The organism is Janthinobacterium sp. LS2A, assembly GCF_036543145.1.
GTDB classification, from domain to species: Bacteria; Pseudomonadota; Gammaproteobacteria; order Burkholderiales; family Burkholderiaceae_D; genus Janthinobacterium; species Janthinobacterium aestuarii.
On record NZ_JAZHPB010000009.1, the window covers coordinates 48,742 to 72,946 of the forward strand.

At 62.7% G+C, this 24,205-nt stretch carries 23 protein-coding genes and 1 other RNA gene; 10 read left to right on the forward strand and 14 right to left on the reverse strand.

All coding sequences use genetic code 11. The annotated features are described in order from the left end of the window. Nucleotides 1-586 precede the first annotated feature (586 nt). Nucleotides 587-948: RNase P RNA component class A (gene rnpB / locus V3C40_RS22755), an RNA gene on the reverse strand. A 198-nt stretch (nt 949-1,146) separates the two neighbouring features. Between rnpB and V3C40_RS22760 the strand changes: the two genes are divergently transcribed. Next, the gene (locus V3C40_RS22760) at nt 1,147-2,850 is read left to right on the forward strand and encodes a thiamine pyrophosphate-binding protein (protein WP_331778598.1); all 1,704 of its coding nucleotides are present in this window, start codon (nt 1,147-1,149) and stop codon (nt 2,848-2,850) included. Between the two features lie 73 nt (nt 2,851-2,923). On the opposite strand, the gene V3C40_RS22765 is transcribed toward V3C40_RS22760, so the two are convergent. From V3C40_RS22765 to V3C40_RS22810, 10 genes are all read right to left on the reverse strand, one after another. Next, the gene (locus V3C40_RS22765) at nt 2,924-3,466 is read right to left on the reverse strand and encodes a hypothetical protein (protein ID WP_034748904.1); all 543 of its coding nucleotides are present in this window, start codon (nt 3,464-3,466) and stop codon (nt 2,924-2,926) included. Between the two features lie 151 nt (nt 3,467-3,617). Next, nucleotides 3,618-4,682 carry a porin gene (locus V3C40_RS22770; protein ID WP_034748905.1) on the reverse strand — a complete coding sequence of 355 codons (1,065 nt, stop codon included), beginning with the start codon at nt 4,680-4,682 and terminating at the stop codon, nt 3,618-3,620. Between the two features lie 974 nt (nt 4,683-5,656). Further along, on the reverse strand, nt 5,657-6,115 hold the full coding sequence (locus V3C40_RS22775; protein WP_331778599.1) for a nuclear transport factor 2 family protein: 459 nt from the start codon (nt 6,113-6,115) through the stop codon (nt 5,657-5,659). After that, nucleotides 6,112-6,879, reverse strand: a complete 768-nt coding sequence (locus V3C40_RS22780; protein ID WP_034748911.1) for an SDR family NAD(P)-dependent oxidoreductase — start codon at nt 6,877-6,879, stop codon at nt 6,112-6,114. Before V3C40_RS22780 ends, V3C40_RS22775 begins: the two co-directional genes overlap by 4 nt. Next, entirely contained in the window at nt 6,876-7,436 is a 561-nt protein-coding gene (locus tag V3C40_RS22785) for a DUF3833 domain-containing protein (protein WP_319993364.1), read from the reverse strand. The genes V3C40_RS22780 and V3C40_RS22785 overlap by 4 nt, the downstream gene beginning before the upstream one ends. Beyond that, on the reverse strand, nt 7,427-8,707 hold the full coding sequence (locus V3C40_RS22790; protein ID WP_331778600.1) for an MFS transporter: 1,281 nt from the start codon (nt 8,705-8,707) through the stop codon (nt 7,427-7,429). The genes V3C40_RS22785 and V3C40_RS22790 overlap by 10 nt, the downstream gene beginning before the upstream one ends. Beyond that, nucleotides 8,704-9,252 (reverse strand): chalcone isomerase family protein, encoded by a 549-nt coding sequence (locus V3C40_RS22795; protein WP_128141344.1) that lies wholly within the window; start codon nt 9,250-9,252, stop codon nt 8,704-8,706. Before V3C40_RS22795 ends, V3C40_RS22790 begins: the two co-directional genes overlap by 4 nt. Before the next feature lie 2 nt (nt 9,253-9,254). Next, the gene (locus tag V3C40_RS22800; RefSeq protein WP_331778601.1) at nt 9,255-10,502 is read right to left on the reverse strand and encodes a cyclopropane-fatty-acyl-phospholipid synthase family protein; all 1,248 of its coding nucleotides are present in this window, start codon (nt 10,500-10,502) and stop codon (nt 9,255-9,257) included. Continuing rightward, a complete protein-coding gene (locus V3C40_RS22805; protein WP_331778602.1) occupies nt 10,499-11,296 on the reverse strand; it encodes a DUF1365 domain-containing protein in 798 nt (265 codons plus the stop codon). Before V3C40_RS22805 ends, V3C40_RS22800 begins: the two co-directional genes overlap by 4 nt. After that, nucleotides 11,286-12,596 carry an NAD(P)/FAD-dependent oxidoreductase gene (locus V3C40_RS22810; protein ID WP_070305684.1) on the reverse strand — a complete coding sequence of 437 codons (1,311 nt, stop codon included), beginning with the start codon at nt 12,594-12,596 and terminating at the stop codon, nt 11,286-11,288. The genes V3C40_RS22805 and V3C40_RS22810 overlap by 11 nt, the downstream gene beginning before the upstream one ends. A gap of 203 nt (nt 12,597-12,799) precedes the next feature. Between V3C40_RS22810 and V3C40_RS22815 the strand changes: the two genes are divergently transcribed. From V3C40_RS22815 to rpoH, 5 genes are all read left to right on the forward strand, one after another. Beyond that, complete coding sequence (locus V3C40_RS22815; RefSeq protein WP_331778603.1) at nt 12,800-13,741, forward strand: MerR family transcriptional regulator; 942 nt, start codon at nt 12,800-12,802, stop codon at nt 13,739-13,741. A gap of 164 nt (nt 13,742-13,905) precedes the next feature. Further along, nucleotides 13,906-14,973, forward strand: a complete 1,068-nt coding sequence (gene ftsY / locus V3C40_RS22820) for a signal recognition particle-docking protein FtsY (protein WP_331778604.1) — start codon at nt 13,906-13,908, stop codon at nt 14,971-14,973. Between the two features lie 10 nt (nt 14,974-14,983). Then, the gene (locus tag V3C40_RS22825; RefSeq protein ID WP_319993368.1) at nt 14,984-15,727 is read left to right on the forward strand and encodes a cell division ATP-binding protein FtsE; all 744 of its coding nucleotides are present in this window, start codon (nt 14,984-14,986) and stop codon (nt 15,725-15,727) included. Further along, complete coding sequence (gene ftsX, locus V3C40_RS22830) at nt 15,724-16,644, forward strand: permease-like cell division protein FtsX (RefSeq protein WP_034748937.1); 921 nt, start codon at nt 15,724-15,726, stop codon at nt 16,642-16,644. The genes V3C40_RS22825 and ftsX overlap by 4 nt, the downstream gene beginning before the upstream one ends. A gap of 398 nt (nt 16,645-17,042) precedes the next feature. Beyond that, nucleotides 17,043-17,936, forward strand: coding sequence for an RNA polymerase sigma factor RpoH (rpoH, locus tag V3C40_RS22835; RefSeq protein WP_034748938.1), 894 nt, complete (start codon nt 17,043-17,045; stop codon nt 17,934-17,936). A gap of 90 nt (nt 17,937-18,026) precedes the next feature. On the opposite strand, the gene V3C40_RS22840 is transcribed toward rpoH, so the two are convergent. Beyond that, on the reverse strand, nt 18,027-18,293 hold the full coding sequence (locus tag V3C40_RS22840) for a hypothetical protein (RefSeq protein WP_034748940.1): 267 nt from the start codon (nt 18,291-18,293) through the stop codon (nt 18,027-18,029). Between the two features lie 178 nt (nt 18,294-18,471). On the opposite strand from V3C40_RS22840, the gene V3C40_RS22845 reads away from it, so the two are divergent. After that, complete coding sequence (locus V3C40_RS22845; RefSeq protein WP_331778605.1) at nt 18,472-18,924, forward strand: hypothetical protein; 453 nt, start codon at nt 18,472-18,474, stop codon at nt 18,922-18,924. A 3-nt stretch (nt 18,925-18,927) separates the two neighbouring features. On the opposite strand, the gene V3C40_RS22850 is transcribed toward V3C40_RS22845, so the two are convergent. Further along, nucleotides 18,928-19,275 carry an antibiotic biosynthesis monooxygenase family protein gene (locus V3C40_RS22850; RefSeq protein ID WP_331778606.1) on the reverse strand — a complete coding sequence of 116 codons (348 nt, stop codon included), beginning with the start codon at nt 19,273-19,275 and terminating at the stop codon, nt 18,928-18,930. Next, nucleotides 19,272-20,375: a cytochrome P450 gene (locus tag V3C40_RS22855; RefSeq protein ID WP_331778607.1), complete on the reverse strand. Its 1,104-nt coding sequence runs from the start codon at nt 20,373-20,375 to the stop codon at nt 19,272-19,274. Before V3C40_RS22855 ends, V3C40_RS22850 begins: the two co-directional genes overlap by 4 nt. A 76-nt stretch (nt 20,376-20,451) precedes the next feature. Between V3C40_RS22855 and V3C40_RS22860 the strand changes: the two genes are divergently transcribed. From V3C40_RS22860 to V3C40_RS22870, 3 genes are read left to right on the forward strand one after another with little or no spacing between them, the layout of a single operon-like run. Further along, nucleotides 20,452-21,144, forward strand: coding sequence for an ArsR/SmtB family transcription factor (locus V3C40_RS22860; RefSeq protein WP_331778608.1), 693 nt, complete (start codon nt 20,452-20,454; stop codon nt 21,142-21,144). Nucleotides 21,145-21,154: 10 nt separating this feature from the next. Beyond that, complete coding sequence (locus tag V3C40_RS22865) at nt 21,155-21,886, forward strand: ABC transporter ATP-binding protein (protein WP_331778609.1); 732 nt, start codon at nt 21,155-21,157, stop codon at nt 21,884-21,886. Beyond that, nucleotides 21,883-24,204, forward strand: coding sequence for a CPBP family intramembrane glutamic endopeptidase (locus tag V3C40_RS22870; protein WP_331778610.1), 2,322 nt, complete (start codon nt 21,883-21,885; stop codon nt 24,202-24,204). The genes V3C40_RS22865 and V3C40_RS22870 overlap by 4 nt, the downstream gene beginning before the upstream one ends. Nucleotide 24,205: the final 1 nt, after the last annotated feature.

Here is a 24,205-nt window from a genome sequence, read left to right on the forward strand (position 1 = left end):
TTTTTCACACAGTTGCCCACTTTAGAGGAAGCAAAGATAGTGGTCAAGCGGTTTCCGATTGGCAAAACAGGAATTTTATTAATGAAATTAAGGACTTAGCGCATATCGTTGAAGGAGTCTCAAATAAAAATATATCGATAAATTAGATACTTATGAAAGATAGTGAATGTGCTACCTCATCTGCACACATGTGTTTTCCTACCGTAAACATCGAAAAAAACGAAATCAAATAATTGAATTTTTTACAGTTAGTTGACACATGACAATAATTTCCTCATCCAGGCACAACAGCAATCCAGCGCAGTGAAAGACTTGGTTTAAAGCAAAAAATAATCGTCCACGGCGCGTACCGGCCCTGTTTTACGGGGTTGACCTGATGCGGGAAAACTATTTTTGCAATGCGGCAATTAATTAGAACCAAGAAACTTTAACCAATTGTTCACTTTAGTTGTATATACAACTTTATCTTCGCCGCACTATTTTTAGAAACAAAAAAAGCCCCGTTGCGGGGGCTTTTTGGTTGGCGCGCAGCAGGCAAAGCTGCTGCGTCCGAGATGCTCCCTGGCAGACCAGGGAGCAGGAATTCAAGTGAAGCAGGCCGATAGGCCGGATTTTGTTACGGCGCCTTCCCTTGCAGGTCGGCGCTATGACAGTCATTCCTCTAGGCGCCAGATTACTCGGGCGCTCAAGCTTTCTACCCGCACGCTCCGCGAGCAGCATCATCGCGTGCCTATTTGAAATTGCACCAGGTGGAGGTTACCGCGTTTCACCGTAACTTAATACGCTCGTCTCTGTGGCCCTATTCCTCGCCTTATACCCCCTCTCCGTACAAGTACGTCGAGTAGGCTTTCAGCGGACGGCCGTTAACCGTCACCCCGCTCTATGGAGTCCGGACCTTCCTCCCGCCAGCGCATTGCTGCGCCGGCCAGCGACTGTCTGGCCTGCTTCACCCGTCATTGTACCGCGCCGCAGCATGTTTCTGCAAAAGCGCGCCGCACCGGCCGGGGGATTGTGTAATTCGGTGTCGCCATTTCAAAAGCCGGGCCAAATCGGCTCACATAGAATGAGGCAAGCTGCTTGCATGCAGGCGCATGCGTACCGCTTGCCCCATTTCTTTGCCACCCACTAGAATATAAAGAGCCGAACATGACGCAACAATCCCGTACCGGCGGCCAGATCCTGGTCGATGCCCTGCAGATCCACGGTGTCGACACCGCTTTTGGCGTGCCAGGCGAAAGCTACCTGGACGTGCTCGACGCCCTGCACGACTCGGGCATCCGCTTCATCATCAACCGCCAGGAAGGCGGCGCCGCCTTCATGGCCGAAGCCTACGGCAAGCTGACGGGCAAGCCGGGTATCTGCTTCGTCACGCGCGGACCGGGCGCCACCAATGCCTCGATCGGCGTGCACACGGCTTACCAGGATTCCACGCCGATGATCCTGTTCATCGGCCAGGTGGGCAACGATTTCGTCGACCGCGAAGCGTTCCAGGAAATCGACTACCGCCGCATGTATGGCCAGATGGCCAAGTGGGTGGCGCAGATCGACCGCGCCGAACGCATCCCCGAATACCTGGCGCGCGCCTTCCAGGTGGCCACCAGCGGGCGTCCCGGTCCCGTCGTGCTGGCCCTGCCGGAAGACATGCTGATCTCGCTGGCCACCGTGGCCGACACGCGCGCCTACCAGCCGGTGCAAGCGGCGCCGTCCGGCGCCCAATTGCAGCAGTTGCGCGGCATGCTGGCCACCGCGAAGCAGCCGCTGGTCTTGCTGGGCGGCACCACCTGGACGCCGCAAGCGTGCGCCGACCTGCAGCAGTTCGCGGAAAACAATCAGCTGCCCGTCGCCTGCGCCTTCCGCTTCCAGGACTTGCTCGACAATGCGCACCCGAACTACATCGGCGACGTCGGCATCGGCATCAACCCGAAACTGGCCGCGCGCGTGAAAAATGCCGACCTGGTGATCGCCATCGGCCCGCGCCTGGGCGAGATGACGACGGGCGGCTACACCCTGTTCGATTCGCCCGTGCCGCGCCAGCGCCTCGTGCACATCCATACGGATGCAGAGGAACTGGGCAGCGTCTACCAAGCTGAGCTGATGATCAACAGCGGCATGCCGCAAGTGTGCGCCATGCTGGCCGCCATGGCCCCCGTCGATGCTTCCGCATGGAAACATACGCCGGCCGAAGCCAAGGCCGAGCTGGCCGCCTACCAGGAGCGCCCGCCCATCTTCCAGGATGGCCAGGCGCCGCTGGACCTGTGGCAAGTGACGCAGGAGATCATGGCGCAAGTGCCGCCCGACACCATCCTGACGAATGGCGCCGGCAACTACGCTTCGTGGGCCCACCGTTTCTACCGCTACGGCGGCATGCGCACCCAGTTGGCGCCAACCAACGGCGCCATGGGCTACGGCGTGCCGTCAGGCGTGGCGGCCAAGATCGTCCATCCGGAACGCACCGTGATCACGTTTGCCGGCGATGGCGAATACATGATGAATGGCCAGGAACTGGCCACGGCCGTGCAATACCAGGCGGGCGTGGTCATCATCGTCTTCAATAACCAGATGTTCGGCACCATCCGCATGCACCAGGAGCGCGATTACCCGGGCCGCGTGTCGGGCACGACCCTGCACAACCCGGATTTCGCGGCACTGGCGCAAGCGTACGGCGCGCATGGCGAAGTGGTGAATACGACGGAAGAGTTCGCCCCGGCCCTGCAACGGGCGCTGGCGCACGCCAAGGCGCACAACTTGCCGGCCCTGATCGAGCTGCGCTACGACGGCAACCTGATCACGCCGAACGCGACCCTGGCCACCATCCGCGCCACGGCGGAAAAGGCGCAGGCGGCCAAATAAGCTCCTTGCAACGCTGCAAATAACAAAGGCCCGGTCGATACCGGGCCTTTTTCTTTTTGACAGCGGCAATCGCTCAGGCTGCGGGCACAGTCGCGCTTTCCTCGGCAGGCACTGGCTCGGCCGGCGCTTGCGGCATCGGCGGGCATGGCGTGCAGTTTTTCAGGGGACGGCCGAAATCGCGCACGCGGCTCAATTTCATCGGCATGCGCACGTTGCCGCCGCAGTAATCGCCTTCCAGGGTCAGGGTCTGGCCATCCTTGGAAAACTTGCCGACGATGGTGCGCTCTTCGCTGTCGGCGCCGGCGATGGTGAAGTCGAAAACGCCCGTGGCGGCGTCCAGGTTGACGTCGTTGGCCACGATGGGCCAGCTCAGCGCGCCGGCCGTGAATTCATAGATGACGGAATCGGCCTCGGCAAAGCGGTGCAAGGTGACGCGCTGGCCGCCGATTTCGCCGCTATCCTTTTGCAGGCACAGGTCGGAGTAGACGGCCACGCCGTAGCGCTCCAGTCCGGCCGGCTTCTTGCCCTTGACGGCAGCGGCAGCGGCGCCCGTGGCGCCAGCCAGCAGCAGCGCGGCCAGCATGGCAGCCAGACGCGGCGATGGGTATGAATACATGGCATTCCTTTACTTGAGTAACGGCGCCATTATAACTGGCGCCGCCAATGCAAAAACGCGCCGCCAGGACTAGCCTGGAGACGCGTTTCCTTGCTTATCAGCATCCCCGAAGGGATGCTGGCAGCGGAACTAAGCTTCGCTTGCGCGAATATTAGAACGAGTGACGAACGCCAACGTTGAAGGCTTTGTCGCCCGTACCAACATTGCTGTTGTTACCAACGGTGTAGCCAGCGTTGTTTTTGTTCGAGATTTTAGCGTACGAAGCGTAGGTGCTGGTGCGCTTCGACAGAGCGTACGAGTAGCCCAGCGAGAACTGGTTAGCATCGGCGTTTGCGCTGTTTTTGTCGTTCACGTGGATGATCGAAGCCATCACGGTGCCTGCTGGACCAACTGGTACCGTTGCGCCGATCAGGGCGGTGGTGCTGTCGGTGCTGAAGCCAGCCGAAGTGTAGTCAAACGCGTTAACGTTGCCGTTGTTGCGGATGGCGCTGTTTTGGCCTTTGTTCACGCCGTATGCGACGTAAGCTTTAGCAACTGCGAAGTCGTAGTTAGCTGCAGCCAACCAGTTACGGCCGCTACCGGTTTCGGTCAGCGCGGTGTCGTTGCTGGTGTTGTTGTAAGCGATACGAGCGTTCAGAGGACCGTTCGAGTAGCCAGCCGACGCGCCGATTTTGCGGCCGATTTTGTTCGACTCAGCGTTTTCGCCGAAGGTGTAAGCCACGTCAGCGTCAAAGCCGTTGAAGTTTGGCGAGGTGTACAGCACGGTGTTGCTGGTGCGGGTGTTCGCTGGGAACAAGTTTTTAGCGGAACCAGCGTAGCCAGCTGCGAATGGATCAGCAACTTTCGACAGGGTGTTGTACCAAGGGGTGTATTGACGACCCAGGGTCAAGGTACCGGTCGTTTTGCTGCTCAGACCAACGTAAGCTTGACGATTGAACAAGGTACCAGCAACGTCTTGTTGACCGTTGTCAACGCCGAAGCCCGATTCCAGAACGAACAGTGCCGACAGGCCGCTGCCCAGATCTTCGGTGCCTTTGAAGCCGATACGGGAAGCCGAAGCAATGCCGCTGTCCAGTTTGTTAACGTTGCCGTTAACACCGCCGCGCTCGCTGACGAAACCAGCGTCAACGGTACCGTAGATGACAACGCTCGATTGAGCTTGGGCTACGCCAGTGGCTGCTGCCAGAACTGCCAGGGTGATCAGAGTTTTTTTCATTGCGATTTCCTTTAATTTTTGAAGCAAAAAGTAATACAGCCTATGCATCTCGAGCTGCGCTCTAGCAGAGCGCTTTTTATGAGTGAGGGCAAGGTCTCCACCTGCCACATTGCTGTTCCGGTCAGGGGAACATTCATATCGGTATCGGCACGCTATTGCACCGATAAGCTTGAAGGCTGCATAACGACCGTCATTCGTGCGCCGGTTCGGTGCTCAAACGGCACCGGAAGCGGCACTATAACGACCGTTTCACATTCCATCAAGTTCCAACATGTTACTTCCGGTACCAGGCCGAGGGCTTTTTCAGGCATCCCGACCATCGCCAACCGTACTACGCGACAGAGCCAGTGCCCCTTGCCAACCAATGCATTGGCCTGATTGACCATTCCATCATAGCGCATGCCTTGTCGACACCCGTTGTATTAGTGCAACAGTATCAGGCGAGTGATTAAAACGTCAACATGCTTTACCCGTCATTTGCCCTCCAAGATTTACGCGACAAAGCGCACAATTTGTCAGGCGATAATGGATAAACGGGACGAAGCATACACGGCATCGCCAATGTTTGCTGCCGAACGCACAAAAATGGGAAATAAAGCGCCCGTTTTTGGTGCGTTGCCGCATTATTCAGGGGCGTAGGCGCCATTTTCGACGTCGGCGCGCGCGTCGGAAAAATAGCCAGAGTAGCAACGGAATTACTGACTTTCCGGTAATTTAAATTGCTCACATAGAAATGTTTTCCGTGTTTTCCGGACTACGCTTCAGTTATCCGATTGGAACGGATGAGGACGACTCTTGCTTGCAAATTGCGCATCACTTGAAACAATTTCTTACAATGTTGCCTTCTCAATATTTTGATATATTTGTGTCTAAAAAACGACACTTTGATCGAAATCAAGTTTTCGCCTGACCCATTCCGCACAATTTACTTTTTCTTTTTTGCATTTTTTGCTTAAAAGCATCAAGAAACCACCTTAGCGCTGGCTTGCCCGCCGCAGCATGCGCATGAAACCGCCCAGCAACGGCAGTTTTTCATACAATTCTTCCGCCGCATCCCAATAATCGCGATGCACGACCACCCGTCCCTGCGTATCGAAACGCACATGGGTTGCGCCACGAATGCACTGTTCGCCAGATACCAGTCGTTTCATGCGGAAGCGAAACTCCCACGTCAGGAACGCTTGCTGCCCCTGCCCCACGCTTTCCAGCACGACAAACCGGGGCGTATCGACTTGCACGAACATGTGCTCGAAGATGGCCAGGATGGCGGCATGCCCCACCACCTCGTTGAACGGGTCCTTGAACTGGGCGCCTGGCGCATACACGGCGCCCAGCTGGGCCAGGCTTTCCAGGCTCAGGTGCTCGTAAAACCCCACCAGGCGCGCCAGCGCCGCTTCCACGCCTTCCGTCGTGTCCAGCATACTTGTGCTCATACGCCCGTCACCTTGCGGATCAGCCAGAAATAGGCGCGGTACGGCAACAGCCGCGCCAGGCGCATGGTATTGGTAAAGCGTTTGGGAAAGTGGATGTGGAACTGGCCCCGCTCGATGCCGTCGAGCATGGCGGCGGCCGCGTCCTGCGCCGTCATCAGAGCTGGCATCGTGAAATCGTTGTCCGCCGTCAAAGGCGTGGCGACAAAACCGGGGTTGATTTGATACACATCAATTCCGCGTGCATGCAGATCCAGATACAGCGACTCTGTCAGGTTGATCAGCGCCGCCTTGCTGGCGCCGTACGCGAGGGCTTTCGGCAAACCGCCATAACCGGCCACCGAGGCGACGATGCCGATGCCGCCGCTGCCCTGGCGCAATAGCCACGGCAAGGCCTGGTCCAGGCAATTGAAGACGCCGCCCACATTCAGCGCCAGCAAGCCCTGGGCCGCCTCAAGGTCGAAGCTATCGGCACGCATGGCCTGATAGCCGCCAGCGACGACCAGTATCAGGTCGATATGCGTCCATTGCTGCTGCAATTGCGCGCAGACGGCCCGCAGCTGCGCGTGCTGCGTGATATCGAGCGGCAATGCCTGCGCCAGCGGCTGCCCCTCGCACAGTCGCTCGAGGCTGGCGCGGTGACGTGCCGACAAGGCTACGCTCGCGCCCTGCTCCAGCAGCAAGGTCGCGCACGCGGCGCCGATGCCGCTGGAAGCGCCGATGATCCACACATGTTTGCCGGCCCAGCTGGTGATCTTGCGGTTCATGGGACCGCCTGCGGACGCTTGCTGAACGACAAGGTGACGGCGCCCAGGCTGAAACCGAACTTGCTCATGGCGGCGCGGTTCAGCATGACCTTGTCATCCATCAGGAACATCCAGTCCTCGAAGTCGACGTGGTAGACCGTGCCATCGACGGGCAGCGCCAGCACGTATTGCCAGCGCAGCGCATTGCCGGCCACTTCGCCGACGGCTTCCCCGATCACGTCGGGCGCCGTGCCGATGAAGCGCCCGGGCGCCGTCTTGCGCAAGGTCCACACGCGCCGTTGTTTGCTGCCGTCGGAATACGTGAAATCCTCGTCCAGGGTGCCAATCTCGCCCGTCCAGCTGGCCCGCATCACGACGGTGAAGCGCTTGACCACCTTGCCGGCGCGGTCCTGGAAGATGCCGTGGGCGTCCAGCGTGCCGTTGAAGTACTGCTGCAAGTCCAGCTTGGGTGTTTCCTGCGCGTAGGTGGCAGGCGTGGGCGGCGTGGAACAGGCGGCCAGCGCCAGCAGCAAGGCGGCTGCCGTCATGCCGCGCCGGCAACATTTCATCAGATACATGGTCGATACTCCCCGGTTTCACTATATATATGTTGTAGAGGCGCGCGCCACAGCAGCAGCGCGGCCAGCAGTTTCAGGGCGCAGGGCAGCAAGGCATAGGCGGCGGACAGGGCCGGCAAGCCGCCGCCGCTGTTGCCAGGCACATAGCCGAGCCAGGCCAGCAGGGGCAAGGCGATGCCGGCCGCCAGCGCCAGGCTCATCTGTACGCCCCAGTTCCACCAGCCGAAATACGCGGCTTCGTGCCGCCCGGCATGGCCAGCCGCGCCGATCAGTCCTGCCAACAGGGCCGGAGGCAAGGCCAGGTCGGCGCCCAGCGCCAGGCCCGACAGCAGGCAGATCGTGGCAAAACCCCAGGCGGCGCCCGCGCCCAGGCCATACGCCCAGACAAACACGCAAGCTGCCAGCAGCATGGCGCCGCCCCAGGCGCGCGCCTCGCCAAAGCGCCGCGCCAGGGCTACCCACGCGGGCATCGAGGCTGCCGCCGCGCAAAAGTAGACGATCAAAAACGGTCCGGCGTAATGGCCGAGGCGCAAGTAGTCGGTGGCAAAGAACAGGAACAGGGTGGCGGGGATGGCGGCCGCCACGCCATTGACGAGCAAAACGGCAAACAGCCAGCGAAACGCGCGCTGGCGAAACGGCAGCTTCCAGCCGTTGCCGGAAACCGCTTCTGCGGCACTGCGCAAGGCGGGACGCGGCGCGCGCGCCAGCAGCAGCGCGCCCGCCGCCAGCAGGCAGACGGCAAAGGCCAGCGACAAGCCGTCATAGCCGAACACGGAAGTGAGGCCCGCCGCCAGGATCACACCGAACAAGCCGCAGCCTTCGCGCACGGCCGTCACCCGCGCCCGCTGCGCGCGCAGCTGGCTCAGGGCCGCACCCCAGCTCTGGTGCGCGATGCCGGCAAGGCCATAGGCGGTGTAGACGAGCAGCAAGGCAGCCAGGAACCAGGCCAGGGTCGCCGTTTCCCGCATGGCCGGTGGATGGAACAGGGCGCCAAAGCCCAGCAGCAGCAAGGGCAAGGAGGCGCCGACATATACAGCATAGCTGCGCCCGCCACGCGCCATCCAGGCACCGAGGGCCGGATCGATGAAGGCGGCGGCGATGCGGGCCGCCAGCAGCACGGCGCCGATCTGCGCCAGATCCAGGCTGCTGCGCTGCGCATAAAACGGCGCTACATATATATAGATGGGCAGCGCCAGCATGGCCAGCGGCAAGCCGAACAGGCCATAACTGAACAAGGCTTGCAAGCTCAAGGCGCCGCCCACGGCATTCATGGCAGCGGCGCCGCACTCTGCAGCAAGGCCGCGCGCAGCTTCGGCGCCGTCGTCGATGGCGACAGCCAGATGGCAAAGAACGCACGCGCGAAGTCGCCATCCGTCACGTCCGCCAGTACCTTGCCGTCGAGGTAAAAGCGTACGCCGGGCGCGATGCCGGCCCGGTAGACGCCCGCGATGCGCTGGTCTTCCTTAACGTCAGGAAAGATGCGCTGCATGGTGGACAGCCAGGCCAGGCGCTGCGCTTCCGTGCCCACGCCCAACTTTTGCATCTGTTCATGACTGGCTTCGGCGATCTTCTTGCCGTCGAGCGCGCGTGCGTAGCGCAGTTCCAGCACAAACGGCGCCGTTTCGGACGCCGCGCCCTGGTAGCCTTGCGGGCCCACCCACAGTTGCGCCCGATAAATACGCATGCCGAACCACGTGTATTCGCCCTCGCCCGCCAGCCGGGCTTCGGGCACGTCGGCAGCGATAAAGGCCGGCGGCGCGGCCGCGGCACCCAACACGGTCAATGACAGCACAATAGTGGCAAGCAGGCGGCGCATGGTCAGTCCTTGATCAGGGTAAATTGCATCACATCCGTGTTGTGCGCCTGGAAGGCGGCCTCGCAATACGCGAGGTAAAACTCCCAGGTCAGCAGGAAACGGCCATCGAAACCCTGCTTTTCCAGCGCCGTGCGCTGGACCAGGAAGCTGGCGCGCCACTGGCGCAAGGTTTCCGCGTAATCGAGGCCGAAGCTGAAGGCGTCTTCCACGCGCAAACCCTGCGCCTCGGCGGCGCGGCGAAACTCGGCCGGCGACGGCAGCATGCCGCCCGGGAAAATGTACTGTTGAATAAAATCCGTGCTCTTGCTGTAGCGCTCGAACAAGTCGTCGGCAATGACGATGGTCTGGATGCAGGCGCGTCCGCCCTGCTTCAGGTTGCGCGCCACGCACTCGAAATAGCCGGGCCAGTAGCTTTGCCCCACGGCTTCGAACATCTCGATCGAGGCGATGGCGTCGTACTGGCCGGCGCTGTCGCGGTAGTCGCACAGTTGCAAATCAGCCTGCTGCGCCAGCCCCGCGTCCTGCAGGCGCTGGCGCGCATAGGCAAGTTGCTCCGTAGATAGAGTCAAACCCGTCACGTGGGCGCCGTAGCTGCGCGCCGCCGTTTCCGCAAAGCCGCCCCAGCCGCAGCCGATTTCCAGCACCTTGGCGCCCGGCTGCAGCTGCAGCTGGTCGGCGATGCGCCGGTATTTCGCACCTTGCGCCTGCTCCAGGCTGGCGCCTTCGCTGAACAGCGCGCTCGAATACGTCATCGACGGATCCAGCCACAACTGATAAAAGGCGTTGCCGATGTCGTAATGGGCGTGGATATTCTTCTTGCTGCCGGCCCGCGAATTGCGGTTGAGCAAGTGCCGCAGCTTGTAGACGAGGTTGCCCCACCAGTTGCCATAGATCAGCGATTCGATCTGCGCGCGGTTGCGTATCATCAGCTCGATCAGGCCCGGCAAATTGTCCGTGCGCCAGTCGCCGGCGATAAACGTTTCCGCAAAGCCGATATCGCCCGAGCGCAGCACGGCCGAGCACAAACGCCAATTGTGCAAGTCCAGGGTGACGGGGTGGCTGCCGTCGCCATACAGCAAGATACTGCCGTCAGGCGTGCGCAGGCGCAGGGCGCCATGCTGCAGTTTTTCCAGCAAGCGCAAGATCACGCGCCCGGAGGCGGGCACGTCCAGGTGCGTGTGATCGGCCGTGTGGTCGGGACGGACGCAGGCGCGCGCCTGCAGGCCGGTCGGCAGGAAATCGGAGCTCATCGGGACACCTTTTCTTGTGGTGGAAGGGGTTTGCTGAAAAACGGCACGCGGCGCAGCCACAGGCGCAAGGCTTGCCAATGAATGCGCGCCATCACGCCTAACGTCATCAACGGATAGCGCAGCAGGGCCCAGGCGATGGCGCCATCGCGCAGCGGCTGCGCCGTGCCGGACAAGCTCGTCTGCAGCAGCGGGCCGTCGAGGTCGTCATAGTCGACCCGGGCCAGGTGGCGCTCGCCGCCCTGTTCGCTGTTACGCAGGAAATGGAAACGATAATTTCCCTCCACCTTGCAAAACGGCGAGACGTGGAAAATTTTATTGGCGCGCAGCTCGCTGCCATACGCGATGGCGCCGCCCTGCTCGAGCAGGTACAGATGGCGCTCGCCAAAGGTATTGCGCACATCGCAGACCACGGCGCGCAGCGCGCCATCCGGGCGGTGGCAAAACCAGAAGCTGACGGGATTGAAGACATAACCGAACATGCGCGGCATGGTTTGCAGCCAGATTTCACCACCCGCATCCGCCACGCCATGTTCACGCAGCAAGCCGTCGATCCAGTCCAGCAGCGGCGTCGCGCCATCGCCGTGGTCGCTGTCGCGGAAGGACAGCACATTGGCGCCGTTGCGCGACATCAGCCGGGCAGGAAAATCGCGCGCCCCCATGCTGCGCAAGGGCAGGCGCAGATAAAACATGCCGTAAGCAAAAGCATGTGCGCGTGGGCGCAGCCGCGCATGGCGCACCTGTCCCAGGCACAGCTGGGGCTGCGGTGCCACGGGCGGCGATGGATCACGCGGCATGGCCGAGCTCCGCCGCCGCCATGCCATTGAGTATTTGCGCCACGGCCAGGCCCGACTTCAAGCCGTCCTCGTGGAAACCATAACCCGTCCAGGCGCCCGCGAACCACGTATGCTGCGCGCCCTGGAAACCGGCCAGGCGCGCCTGGGCGGCAATGGCCGCGCCATCGAACACGGGGTGGGCATACGAAAATTCGTCGATGATGCTCGCCGGAGCGGGCTCGTCGAGCGGGTTAAGCGACACGATAACGGGCGTGGTAAAGGGCAAGGGTTGCAGCTGGTTCAGCAAATAATGCACGCACACTTGCGGCGCATCGCCTTGCGCGGCCGGCCTGCCCTGGTAATTCCAGGCCGACCATGCCTTGCGGCGCTGCGGCAGGCAGGACGCATCCGTATGCAGCACAGCTCGATTCGGCTGGTAACGCACGGCTTCGAGCACGGAGCGCTCATCGTCGCGGATATCTCCCAGCAGGGCCAGCGACTGGTCGCTGTGGCAAGCGAGCACGACATGATCGACATGCTCGACGCCGGCGGCCGTATGCAGCTCGACCATGCGCGCGCCACCGTGCGGCTGGCGGCGCACGGCCAGCACGGGGCAAGCGAGGCGCTGCTGCGGGATGCCGGCCAGCAGTTTTTCCACGTACACGCGCGATCCGCCCCGCACCGTGCGCCATTGCGGACGGTCACTCACTTGCAGCAAGCCATGGTTGTGGCAGAAACGGATGAACGTGGCCAAGGGAAAAGCCAGCATCTGGCGCGCCGGGCACGACCAGATGCAGGCGGCCATCGGCAGCAGATACCAGTGGCGGAACTCGTCGCCATAGTTGTGCAGGTCAAGGTATTCGCCCAGCGACATGGCCGGCGCCGGCACGCTGGCCGTGGCCAGGGCGCTGGCCTGGCGGTTGAAGCGCACAATGTCGCGCAGCATGCGCAAAAAGGCGGGGCGCAGCAGATTGCTGCGCTGGGTAAACACGGTATCGAGATTGGCGCCCGCCCATTCCAGCACGCGCGCATCGGATGCCGTGCCCAGCGGCATTTTGACGGAAAACGACATATCGCTGTCGGCCGCCTCGACACCGAGTTCGTCAAACAGCTGCACCAGGTTCGGGTAGGTGGCGTGGTTAAACACGAGAAAACCCGTGTCGACGCCATGCGTGACGCCATCGAGCGTGACGTCCACCGTATGGCTGTGGCCGCCAAAATAGTCGCCCGCCTCGTACAAGGTGACGTCCTGGCCCGCTTGCGCCAGGCGATAGGCACACGACAATCCTGCGATTCCTGCTCCGACGACGGCAATTTTCATGAGTGCACCTGTGTTAAGTTTGTCCTGGACAAATGAGCCTCATGGATAATCGATGAAATATTGATTTATGTCAATGAGCACTCTCAGCCGTTCAGAAACTTATACGTCGGCAATTTTCAATCGGATTCAGCTATTTGGTCCGGGGCGGCGGAAGGCGTAAAATGCACTCCACGTTCTTTTGGCATGCGAGCAAGCCCCCTGGTATGGATACTGACCTGCAACCTACTTCCGCCTTCAGCATCAGCGATGTCGAGCGCGATACCGGGCTGGCCAAGGAAACCTTGCGTGTGTGGGAGCGCCGCTACGCCTTTCCCCAGCCCCAGCGCGACGCCTTTGGCGAACGCAGCTATCCGGCCGAGCAAGTGCAGAAGTTGCGCATGGTTAAGCGCCTGCTGGACCTCGGATTTCGTCCGGGAAAAATCATGCAACACAGCACCGTGCAATTGCAGCAGCTGGCCAGCGCCGGCAGTGCGGCGGCGTCCACGCCAGCACCCCAGCTCGAACACTACCTGTCGCTGTGCCGTGGCCACCAGATGGCGGAACTGGGCGACGCCCTGCGCCAGGCGCTGGCCGTGCTGGGTTTGAAAGCGTTCACCATCGACGTGATCGCCCCCCTCACGGGCATGGTGGGCGAAGCGTGGGCTTGCGGCGACCTGGCCGTGTATGAAGAGCATCTGTATAGCGAAACCTTGCAAACGGTGATGCGCCACGCCATCTTTTCCCTGCCGCAAGCAAGCAGCCCGTCCACGCGCACGCCGCGCATCGTCCTCAGCACCTTGCCGCAGGAGCGCCATGGCCTGGGGCTGCTGATGGCCGAGGCGCTGTGCGCGGCGGCCGGCGCCCATTGCATGTCGCTGGGCGTGGAAACGCCGCTGACGGACATCGTCGCGGCCGCCCGCGCGCAGCGGGCCGACATCGTCGCGCTGTCGTTTTCCAGCGCCAGCAAGCAACGGCAGACGCGCGACAGCCTGCAGCAGCTGCATGCAAGCTTGCCGCCAGAGATGGAATTGTGGGCCGGCGGACGTAGTCCCGTGCTGTACAAGCAGCCGCCACCGTTTTTGCATGTGCTGGACTTGCGGCAAGTCGACGAAAGCATCGCCGACTGGCGCCGCCGCCATCAGGCGCTCGCCCTGCAAACCCACTGAACCGGCTGGAAAGCGCGGCAATTGCGGCGATCTCCGTGGATAGCCGCACAATGTTGCCAATCGAACAGTAAAGCATGAAGGGCCGGGCGCGCTCTGGTAGAATAGCCGGATCAACAGTGTCCGGCGCCGCCGGGCCTTAGGTCAGCACCCGCCACCACACATCCATGTTTAGTTTCTTCAAGAAAAAACCCATCGCTCCCGAGGCTGCGCCAGCCGAGCCTCTCGTCCTTCCCGCCGCCACGCCGCCTGCCGCGCCAGCAGCAGCCCCGTCCGCTGAACCGCTGAGCGGCGCGCCGGCCGAGCTCGTGCCCGTGATCGTGGCCGCCGAACCCGAGAAAAAATCGTGGATGACGCGCCTGAAGGCCGGCTTGTCGAAAACCTCGAACACCTTGTCCGTGCTGTTCGTCGGCGCAAAGATCGACGACGCCCTGTACGAAGAGCTGGAAGCGGCCCTGCTGATGTCGGACGCCGGCATCGACGCCACGGAATTCCTGCTCACGGAATTGAAGAAAAAGGTCAAGGAAGACAAGCTGCTCGACGCCGCCGCCGTCAAGGCCGCGCTGAAAGTGCTGCTGATCGAGCTGCTCTCGCCACTGGAAAAGCGCTTCGAGCTGGGCCGCCACAAGCCGCTGGTGATGATGATTTCCGGCGTGAATGGCGCCGGCAAGACCACCACCATCGGCAAGCTGGCCAAGCACATGCAGTCGAACAACCAGTCCGTGCTGCTGGCTGCGGGCGACACCTTCCGTGCCGCCGCGCGCGAACAGCTGATGGTCTGGGGCGAGCGCAACAACGTTACCGTGATTTCGCAGGAATCGGGCGACCCGGCCGCCGTGGCCTACGACTCCGTGCAGTCGGCGAAAGCGCGCGGCATCGACGTGGTGATGGTCGACACGGCGGGCCGCTTGCCGACGCAGTTGCACCTGATGGAAGAATTGAAGAAAATCAAGCGCGTGATCGGCAAGGGCATGGATGGCGCGCCGCATGAAACCCTGCTCGTCATCGACGGCAACACGGGCCAGAACGCCCTCACGCAAGTGAAGGCGTTCGACGATGCCCTGCAGTTGAGCGGCCTGGTGATCACCAAGCTGGACGGCACCGCCAAGGGCGGCGTGCTGGCGGCGATAGCCCGCGTGCGTCCCGTGCCCGTGTACTTCATCGGCATCGGTGAGAAAATTGAAGACTTGCAGCCGTTCGTGGCTGCCGAATTTGTCGAAGCGCTGCTCGGATAAGCCTACCTACATGATTGAATTTCAGCACGTCTCCAAGCAATACTCCCCCGATGCCGTGGCGCTCAGCGACATTTCGCTCAGTATTGCCAAGGGCGAGCTGGTGTTCCTGGCCGGCCCGTCCGGCGCCGGCAAATCCACCCTGCTGAAAATGATCGCCGCCATGGAACGCCCCACTTCGGGCAAGCTGATCGTCAATGGCCAGGACATGGCAAAGATCAAGCCGGCCGGCGTGCCCTTCCTGCGTCGCAACATGGGCCTGATCTTCCAGCAGCAAAAGTTATTGAACGACCGCTCCATCCTGGCCAACGTCATGCTGCCGCTGCTCGTCGTGGGCGCCCACAAGGCGGCCGCCGAGCAGCGCGCGCGCGCCGCACTCGACAAGGTGGGCTTGCTGGACCGCGCCATGGCGCGGCCGCTGTCGCTGTCGGGCGGCGAGCAGCAGCGCGTGTCGATCGCGCGCGCCATCGTCAACCGGCCGCAGATCATCCTGGCCGACGAACCGACGGCCAACCTGGACCGCGCCAGCGCCAACAAGGTGCTCGACGCCCTGAAAGCCTTCCACTCGGTGGGCGTGACCTGCCTCATTTCCAGCCATGACGAACAGATGCTCGACGCCGCCGCCCGCGTGATCCACCTGAAAAACGGCCAGCTGGTCGCCATCGACAAGGCCACGCAAGCGCCCGTCTTCGCCCCGCCCGATCCCGATTTTGCACCGCCCCCCGGCCTGGACGACGCGCAGGGAGAACAGCCATGAGAGGCTGGTTCCGTCAACACCGCTTCGCGCTGGGCTCGGCGCTGATTCATTTACGCAAGTCGCCAGGCGGCTTTCTGTTGAACGTCGTCGTCGTCGCCATTGCCCTGTCGCTGCCGTTCGCCGGCTTGACCATGCTCGACAATGTGCGCCCGATGTCGGAACAGATGTCGGTCGACCCGGAAATCAGCGTCTTCCTGAAGATTGACACGCCGCGCGAGCAAGCAGTGGCCCTGGCCAGCGCCATGCGCAAGATCGTGGGCGAGCAAAAGGCAAAGATCGTCTTCATCCCGCGCGAACAGGCGCTCGACACGCTGAAAAACAAGAATGGCCTGGCCGATGTGCTGAGTACCCTGGGCGACAATCCCTTGCCCGACAGCTATGTGCTGAAACTCGACGCCTTCAGCAGCGCCAGTGAAGCGCAGGACGTCGATGCCGTGGCGGAACAGCTGCGCCACTTGCCCGGCGTGGAATCGGCGCAAGTCGATTCGGCCTGGGTCAAGCGCCTGGCGGCCCTGCTGGGCGTGCTGCGCCTGGTGCTGCTGCTGCTGGCCATCACCCTGGGCGTGGCCGTGATCGCCGTGGTCTTCAACACCATCCGCCTGCAAGTGATGCAGCAGCGCGATGAAATCAGCATCTCGAAACTGATCGGCGCGACGGACACCTTCATCCATCGCCCCTTCTATTACACGGGCGCCCTGCTGGGCCTGTGCGCCGGCGCGCTGGCCCTGGGCGCCGTGGCGCTGGCCTTGCAACCGCTGAATACCGCGATTGCCGAGTTTGCGCGCCTGTATGCGTCCGAATTCCAACTGGTGCCGCTGGCGCCGCTGCCGATGGCGGGCTTGCTGGCCGTCAGCGCCGGCCTGGGCCTGATCGGCGCCTTCCTCTGCGTGCAGCGCCACCTGGCGCGCCTGAACTGACCATCCCTTCCATGGCGGCGCTCCTGGCGCCGCCATGCGCGTCACCCTCCCCCGTCTGCTGTTATCTTGATATTAAGCAAGTATTCTTAAGGCTCGCTTCAGCCAGAGGCCGTAGACTAGCTACGTGGTCAAATCGCTGTTCAGAGATATATATCAAGCATTAATCCGCCATAGTATTTAGGCTATCAGGACGATTAAATGTGCTGATTGGCACTCTCAGGCAGAGAGTGCTAATATAGGGACATACCAAAGGCAGTAGCGCCATGGACGCCAGATGAAGATGGTGCCGCGCTCTGCAAGTGCAAGACCGGATACGCAAAAACGAACAGACAACAGGACCACGTCGCGTGACGTGGCCAACTGGAACAAAGCAAGACTACGAGGGAGAAAACATGACTATGATGTCCGCAACGTCCGCATTGGTTCCGACCAAAAGTAATGCGCTGGGCCTCGGTTTCACTGGCAATCTGGGCAATATCGACGCCTATATTTCGGCCGTGAACCGCCTGCCCATGTTGACCCACGACGAAGAAATTTCGCTGGCGAAACGCCTGCGCGAAAAAAATGACCTGGCCGCCGCGCAAGAGCTGGTGCTGTCGCACCTGCGCCTGGTGGTCTCGATTGCCCGCGGCTATCTGGGCTATGGCTTGCCGCATGCCGACCTGATTCAGGAAGGCAATATCGGCTTGATGAAAGCCGTGAAACGTTTCGATCCGGACCAGGGCGTGCGCCTGGTGTCGTACGCCATGCATTGGGTGAAAGCCGAGATGCATGAGTACATCCTGAAAAACTGGCGCCTGGTCAAGGTCGCGACGACGAAGGCACAGCGCAAGCTGTTCTTCAACCTGCGCAGCCACAAGACGGGCCTGGACGCGATGACGCCGAAGCAGATCGATGCGCTGGCCAAGCTGCTCGACGTGAAGCGCGAAGAAGTGATCGAGATGGAAACGCGCTTGAGCGGCCGCGACATCGCGCTGGAATCGCCGACCGACGATGAAGACGACAAGTTTTCGCCGATCGCCTACCTGTCGTCGGAGCAAAGCGAGCCGACCAAGGTGCTGGAAGCGGAACAAGTGACGCGTTTGCAATCGGAAGGCCTGGAAACGGCCTTGAGCAAGCTCGACGCCCGTTCGCGCCGCATCATCGAAGCGCGCTGGCTGGCCAACGACGACGGTTCCGGCGCTACCCTGCACGCGCTGGCGGAAGAGTTCGGTGTATCGGCCGAACGCATCCGCCAGATCGAAGTGGCGGCGCTGAAAAAAATGAAGGGCGCCCTGGCCGCCTGGGTGTAATCGCAAGCAATGCCGCAATGCAAAAGGCGCCGCAAGGCGCCTTTTAGTTTTACAAGTTGATGTTTATCAACAGATAAACATGGCAGCCCATTAAGCTGCGGCCAAGCCCTTGACGAGGACTTCGGCGACCAATTCATTCAGATCCGCGCCGCGCTCCTTGGCCAGGGTCTGCAATTGCAAGACCAGATCGCTGTTCAGCTTGACGGCGAATGGCACCAGGCCCAGGGCCTGGTCGCGCTTGCGCTGCTCGCGGCGGTCGACGACCACCGCTTCCTTACCGAATGCACCGGCGCCGGGAACATTCATCTTTCCCATCAGTTTCTTGGCATCGCTTTTGGCCAGGTCGGTTTTTTTCATGGTTGTTTCCTGATTTTCAAAACAGCCATTTTACGCAGTAATCGGCGCGCCGCGTGGCTGGCGCGTCAATTCATCGGCAGCACGCCAATAGTGCGCCAGAAAAATATCATTTTGTTACTATCATTTTATCCCACGCGTGCACAGGCACGCCCGGGACGCTCTACCTGAAAGGAAAAACATGCATTCTCTGACCCGCTCTTACCGCACCATGCTGCTTCCCCTGTTCTTCGCCTGCCTGGCCGTGCTGGCCGGCTGCGGCGCGGCCGGCAGCGCCGGCGACGCGGAAAACACGCCGCGCAGCGTCACCCACGTGCTGTCGCCGGGCGAACAGGTCGCCATCACCGCCACCGATACCCTGAAACTCGAACGCGTCAACGACAGCCGCTGCCGCAAGGGCGCTGTGTGCGTATGGAAAGGCTACGTCAGCTACAGTTTCAGTTTGCTCAACAGTGCGGGCGCCACGGACATCGTCCTGTCCGATTCCATGCCCGGCGCTTCCAGTTCCGTCACCGTCAACCACCTGACGTTTACCTTGCTCGACGTCGATCCGGCCACGCCGCCAGCCCTGAACGCAGAACAGCCCACCTACCGGGTAAAGGTCAAGATCACGCAGGGCGCCCTGCCCCGCTAAGCGCTAGGCATCGTGGCGCTGGCGGCTGTCGGTCGGCGCCTGTTGCCGGTCCAGCATGCCGTAATCGCGCACGACGGCGGCGATGCGCAGCCGGTAATCGTCAAATACGCCCTGCCGGCCAGCCGCTTGCGCCGCGCGGTGCGCTTCCAGCTGCCGCCACTGCGCCAGCGCCGCCTCGTCGCGAAAGAAAGACAGCGACAGCAATTTTCCTGGATCGCTCAAGCTGCTGAAGCGCTCGATGGAAATGAAACCATCGACTTCATCAAGCAATGGCCGCAGCGCGGCCGCCAGGTCCAGATACTGCTGGCGACCTTCGGCGCTGGGCCAGACTTCAAAAATCACGGCGATCATGCGCTGGCTCCTTGCGTAAACACGGGGATGCGGGCGTTCAGCGACGCTTGATAACGCCACGCCAACGCCATGTCTTCCAGCCCGTCGGCCCACGCCTGCAAACAAGCCATGGCGATGGCGTGCGCGATGGACTGACCAGGGCAGAGGTGGCGGCCATGGCCAAAGCCCAAATTCGCATGGCCGGCGCTGGCCAGCACGACGACGATCATCTGCCCGGCCGGCACGTGCACGCCATCGAACTCCACGTCTTGCGCCATGTAGCGGCGCGTGTTGTGGATCGAGGGATCATGGCGGCTGACTTCGCGCAGCATGGCCGGCCACCGCTCAGGCGATGCGCACAGTTGCGGCAGCAACTCCGGCTGCGCGTGCAAGGCAACGATGGCATTGCCCAGCAAGCCGGCCGTGGCGTCGCACGTCTGCGACAACAAGCCCACGAGGTTGGCCAACAGGCCGCTCCCCATGACATCGGTCTCTGTCACGATACTGGCCAGCAGGCTGCCCGGCCTCGCGTTGCCCTCGCGCAGCAAGTGGCCAAAACCTTGCAGCAGGGAATCGGCCGCCTCCTGCGCGCCGGCCAGTTGTTCACCATTGCTCAGCGGCGATAGGCAGGCAACAAAATCACGCGTCCAGGCGGCCAGCGCCGGCCATTGCGCTGGCGCAAAGCCCAGCAATTGGGCCATGGCGAACAGGGGCAGTTGAAAAATCGCCTCGTTGAGCTGGGCGGCGCTGGCGGGAACGCGGTCACCAGCGAGATGTGCGACCTGCCGCTGCAGCCGCGCCAGGTCCACCTGGGCCAAGGCGCGCGCCAGCACCTGTTTCGGCACGGCATGCCGCTCGCCATCGTTCATGCGCACCAGTTCGGCAAAAATCGTACCGCACGGCGTGCCAGCCAGATTCTGCGGCACGGCCAGTCCCGGCGGGCGCACGCGGCAAGCGGGATGCTCGAGCACGGCCTGCACGCCGGCCGCGCCCGTCGCCAACCAGCAATCGAGTGCCGCATCGAAACGCAGCGGCGGGCCGTCCGCCAGGCGGCGATAGTAGTCATACGGCGCCGCATGGGTGACGGCGGAAAAAGGGTCGGCGGGGGCGGCGAGATGCATGCGCATTCCATTGCAGTGAAGTGGGGACACGAGTATGCTGGTCCTTCCACCACAACACTTCGCCAGCGAACGAATCATGGATGACAAACTTCCCTCGGCCGACATGGGCCTGGCGCAACTGGCCGGCGCCATCGCCGAACCGGCCCGCGCGCGCATGCTGTGCAGCCTGCTCGATGGCCATGCGCGCACGGCCACGGAATTGTCGACGCTGGCCGAAGTGGGCGCCTCGACGGCCAGCGCCCATTTGAGCCGCTTGCGCGACGATGGCTTGCTGTCGATGGTGGCGCAGGGCAAGCACCGCTATTACCGCCTGGCCAGCACGGAGGTGGCGCGGGCGCTCGAAGCGCTGCTGGTGGTGGCCGGCGTGCCGGCAACGCCGTTTACGCCCTCGACACCGGACCGCTTGCGCCATGCGCGCACCTGCTACGACCACATGGCCGGCACCGTCGCCGTCGCCCTGCACGACCAGTTGCACGCACAGGGCTGGCTGCTGGACGACGGCGGAGAATATCGTCTGTCGGAAGCGGGCGCGGCCGGCATGGCGGCCCTGGGCATCGACGTGCCGCAATTGCAGCGCCAGCGCCGCCGCTTCGCCTGTGCCTGCCTGGACTGGAGCGAACGGCGCGCCCACCTGGGCGGCGCGCTGGGAGCCGCACTGCTGCAACTGGCCCTGCGCCAGCGCTGGGCCGAGCGCGAGCTCGACAGCCGCGCCCTGCGCATCACGCCGGCCGGCGAGCGGCGCCTGCTGGCCGCCTTCGGCGCTTGCTGAGGGACACACGATGATCGCGTTCCAAGACCTGGCAAAACAATACGGCAGCTTCGAAGCCGTCAAGCCGCTGACCTTGCAAGTGGGCAAAGGAGAAGTCTTCGGCTTCCTGGGCCCGAACGGGGCGGGCAAGACCACCACCATCCGCATGCTGATGGGCATCCTCGTGCCCAGCAGCGGGCGCGTGCTGGTCGACGGCCTCGATTGCCACCGCGACGGCGCCGCCGTCAAGCGCAAGGTGGGCTATTTACCCGACAATCCCATCTTTTACGATTATTTGCGGGGCCGCGAAATCCTGCAATTCGTGGCCGAAATGCATGGTTTTTCACGCATGGAAGCGGCCGCCCGCGCCGCGCGTCTGCTGGCGGAATTCGGCCTCGATGAAGCGAGCGAGGATTTCGCCGTCAATTACTCGCTGGGCATGAAAAAGAAACTGGGCCTGGCTTGTGCGCTGATACACGATCCGGCCGTGCTGATCCTCGATGAACCAATCAACGGCCTCGACCCGCGTGCTTCGCGCGACGTGCAGGAACGCTTGCTGCGCATCGCCGCGGCCGGCACCACGATCTTCGTTTCCACGCATTTGCTCGATATGGCGCAAAAACTGTGCAGCCGCGTTGCCATCATCCACCGGGGCGCCCTGGTCGCCACGGGCAGCCTCGACGATATCCGCCAGCAGTTGTCCAGCGACGGCAGCCTGGAAGACATCTTCTTGCAACTGACCGATGAAACGTCGACGGCATGACACCGGCGCCACCCACAGCCTGGCGCGCCGTCTGGCTGCTGACCCGCTTGCGCCTGCAGCGCCTGCTCAACGTCAGCGGCCGGGGCTTGGCGTTCAATCGGGGGGGCAAGAGCCGGCCCGCCACGCCAGGCAAGAAACGGGGACGCTGGCTGCTGGGCGCGCTGCTGCTCTTGCCCATGCTGTTTTCCTCCGGCAATATCGCCCGCCACAACCTGCTGAACATGCATTGCCTGCTCGACCAGGTGGCCGTTTGCCAGGCCAAGGGCAGCATGAACGCGGGCGAGCGCGTGCTGGCGCCCGTCATCGCCCACTTGATCGAGCAACCCTTCAGTACGGCGCTGGCGGGCGCCCTGACCCTGCAATTGGCCCTGCTGTGGCTGGTCAGCGTTCTGCTGCCGCTGGGCATGGGAGAACTGTCGAAGCCGGACTGGGACCTGGAATGGCTGGTCACCCTGCCCGTCGAGAAAAGCAATTTGCTGTGGGCGCGCGTGCTCGAACGCACGCTGGTCAACCCGCTCGGCCTGCTGGTGCTGTGGCCCTGCACCACCATGATCGCCTGGTATTCGGGCCAAGGCTGGTTTTCGCCGCTGTCGGGTCTCCTTGCCTGCCTGCTCCTGCTGGCCCTGGCGGCCATGCTGCGTACCCTGGTCGACACGGGCTTGCGCCTATCACTCAGTCCCGCGCAGCTGGGCAACCTGCAGGCGCTGCTGTCGGTGGCCGGCCTGTTTCCCATGTATATGGGCATGTCGTTCGGCATGGGCACGGGCGGCTTCGCGTATGCCTGGGCCGCCGCCATGCCCGCCTGGAGCGCCTGGACACCACCCGGCCTGCTGGTGAGTTTGCTCAATGCCCGAGGTGCGACAGCGGCCTTGCCGGCCATCCTGCTGCTGGCGCAATGCTTGTGCTTGATGCTGTTGGGCATGGCACTGCTACGCCACCAGCTGCGCCACGGCGTGGTGGGCGCGAGCCAGCGCGAGGCCAGCCGCAAGCCGTTCCCGGCGGCACCGCCCACAGGCAAGTGGCACGCCAGCATCGGCACGGTGATCCAGCGCCGCGAACTGACCTTGCTGCTGCGCGACCGCAATTTTCTCGTGCAAACCCTGCTGCTGCCCTTGCTGATCCTCGGCGGTCAGGCCGTATTCTCGGGTCAGGCGCGCGACCTGCACGAATTGCTGTCCAGCCCCGCCTTGCTGGCCTCCACCGGCTTTTTCCTCGGCACGTATGTGCTGATGATGTCGGCCTTCCAGACCCTCAACAAGGAAGGCGGCGCGCTGTGGCTGCTGTACACGTTTCCCGTTTCCGTCGAACAGGCACTGCGGCAAAAGGCACAGCTGTGGGCCGCGCTGGCCCTGCTGTATCCATTGATCCTGTTTGGTGCGGCGCTGGCCTGGCAAGACGCCTGGCGCTGGGAAATGGCGGGTTTGATGCTGCTGGCGCTGGCCGGCATCCCCCTGTATTCGCTGATCGCCGTGGCGCTGGGCGTGTTTGCCAGCGATCCTCTGGCGACCGAGGCGACGTCAAAAATACGGCCTGCCTACACGTATCTGTACCTGCTGCTGACGGGCCTGTACATCGCCGCCCTGGCGGCCGGCAGCCTGGCGCAGCAGCTGGCCTTCGTCGTACTGACGGCGGCGCTGGCAGTGGCCCTGTGGCAAAAAGCGCGCGATGAAATACCCTACCTGCTCGATCCGGCCGCCTCGCCGCCAGCCAGAGTTTCCGCGTCGGACGGCCTGATCGCCGCCATGCTGTTCTTCACCCTGCAAACCCTGGCCTTGCTCCTGCTTAAGGGCAAGGTGGCCGAGCCGCTGGCGCAAGTGGCCATCGCCTTCGGCGGCGCCGGCGCGCTCACGTACGCGCTGGTGCGCCTGGTCTACTGGCGCAGCAAGACGGCCGGCGTGCCGCGCATGGCAACAGGCCGCCAGCCATGGCGCTGGGGAAGCGCAGGTGCCCTGGTCGCGACGCTGTTCGGCCTCGGCTACGTGGCCCTGTTGCCGCCACCATCATCACCATTGATGCATCTCAATGGCAACGGGCTGTGGCTGCTGGCCCTGGGCGTGCTGGCCGCGCCCCTGTGCGAGGAATTCATCTTCCGCGGCTTGCTCCAGGGCGGCTTGCGCCGCTCGCTGCCGGCGTGGCAGGCGGTCACTGTCGCCGCCGCGCTGTTTGCCATCGTGCATCCACCGGCCGCCATGCTGCCCGCCTTCGCGCTGGGCCTGTGCACGGGCATCGCATACGAGCGCAGCGGCGCGCTGCTGGCGCCCATGCTGGTGCATGCCGGCTACAACGCCGCCCTCCTCGCGTACCAGTTGCAAGGATAGA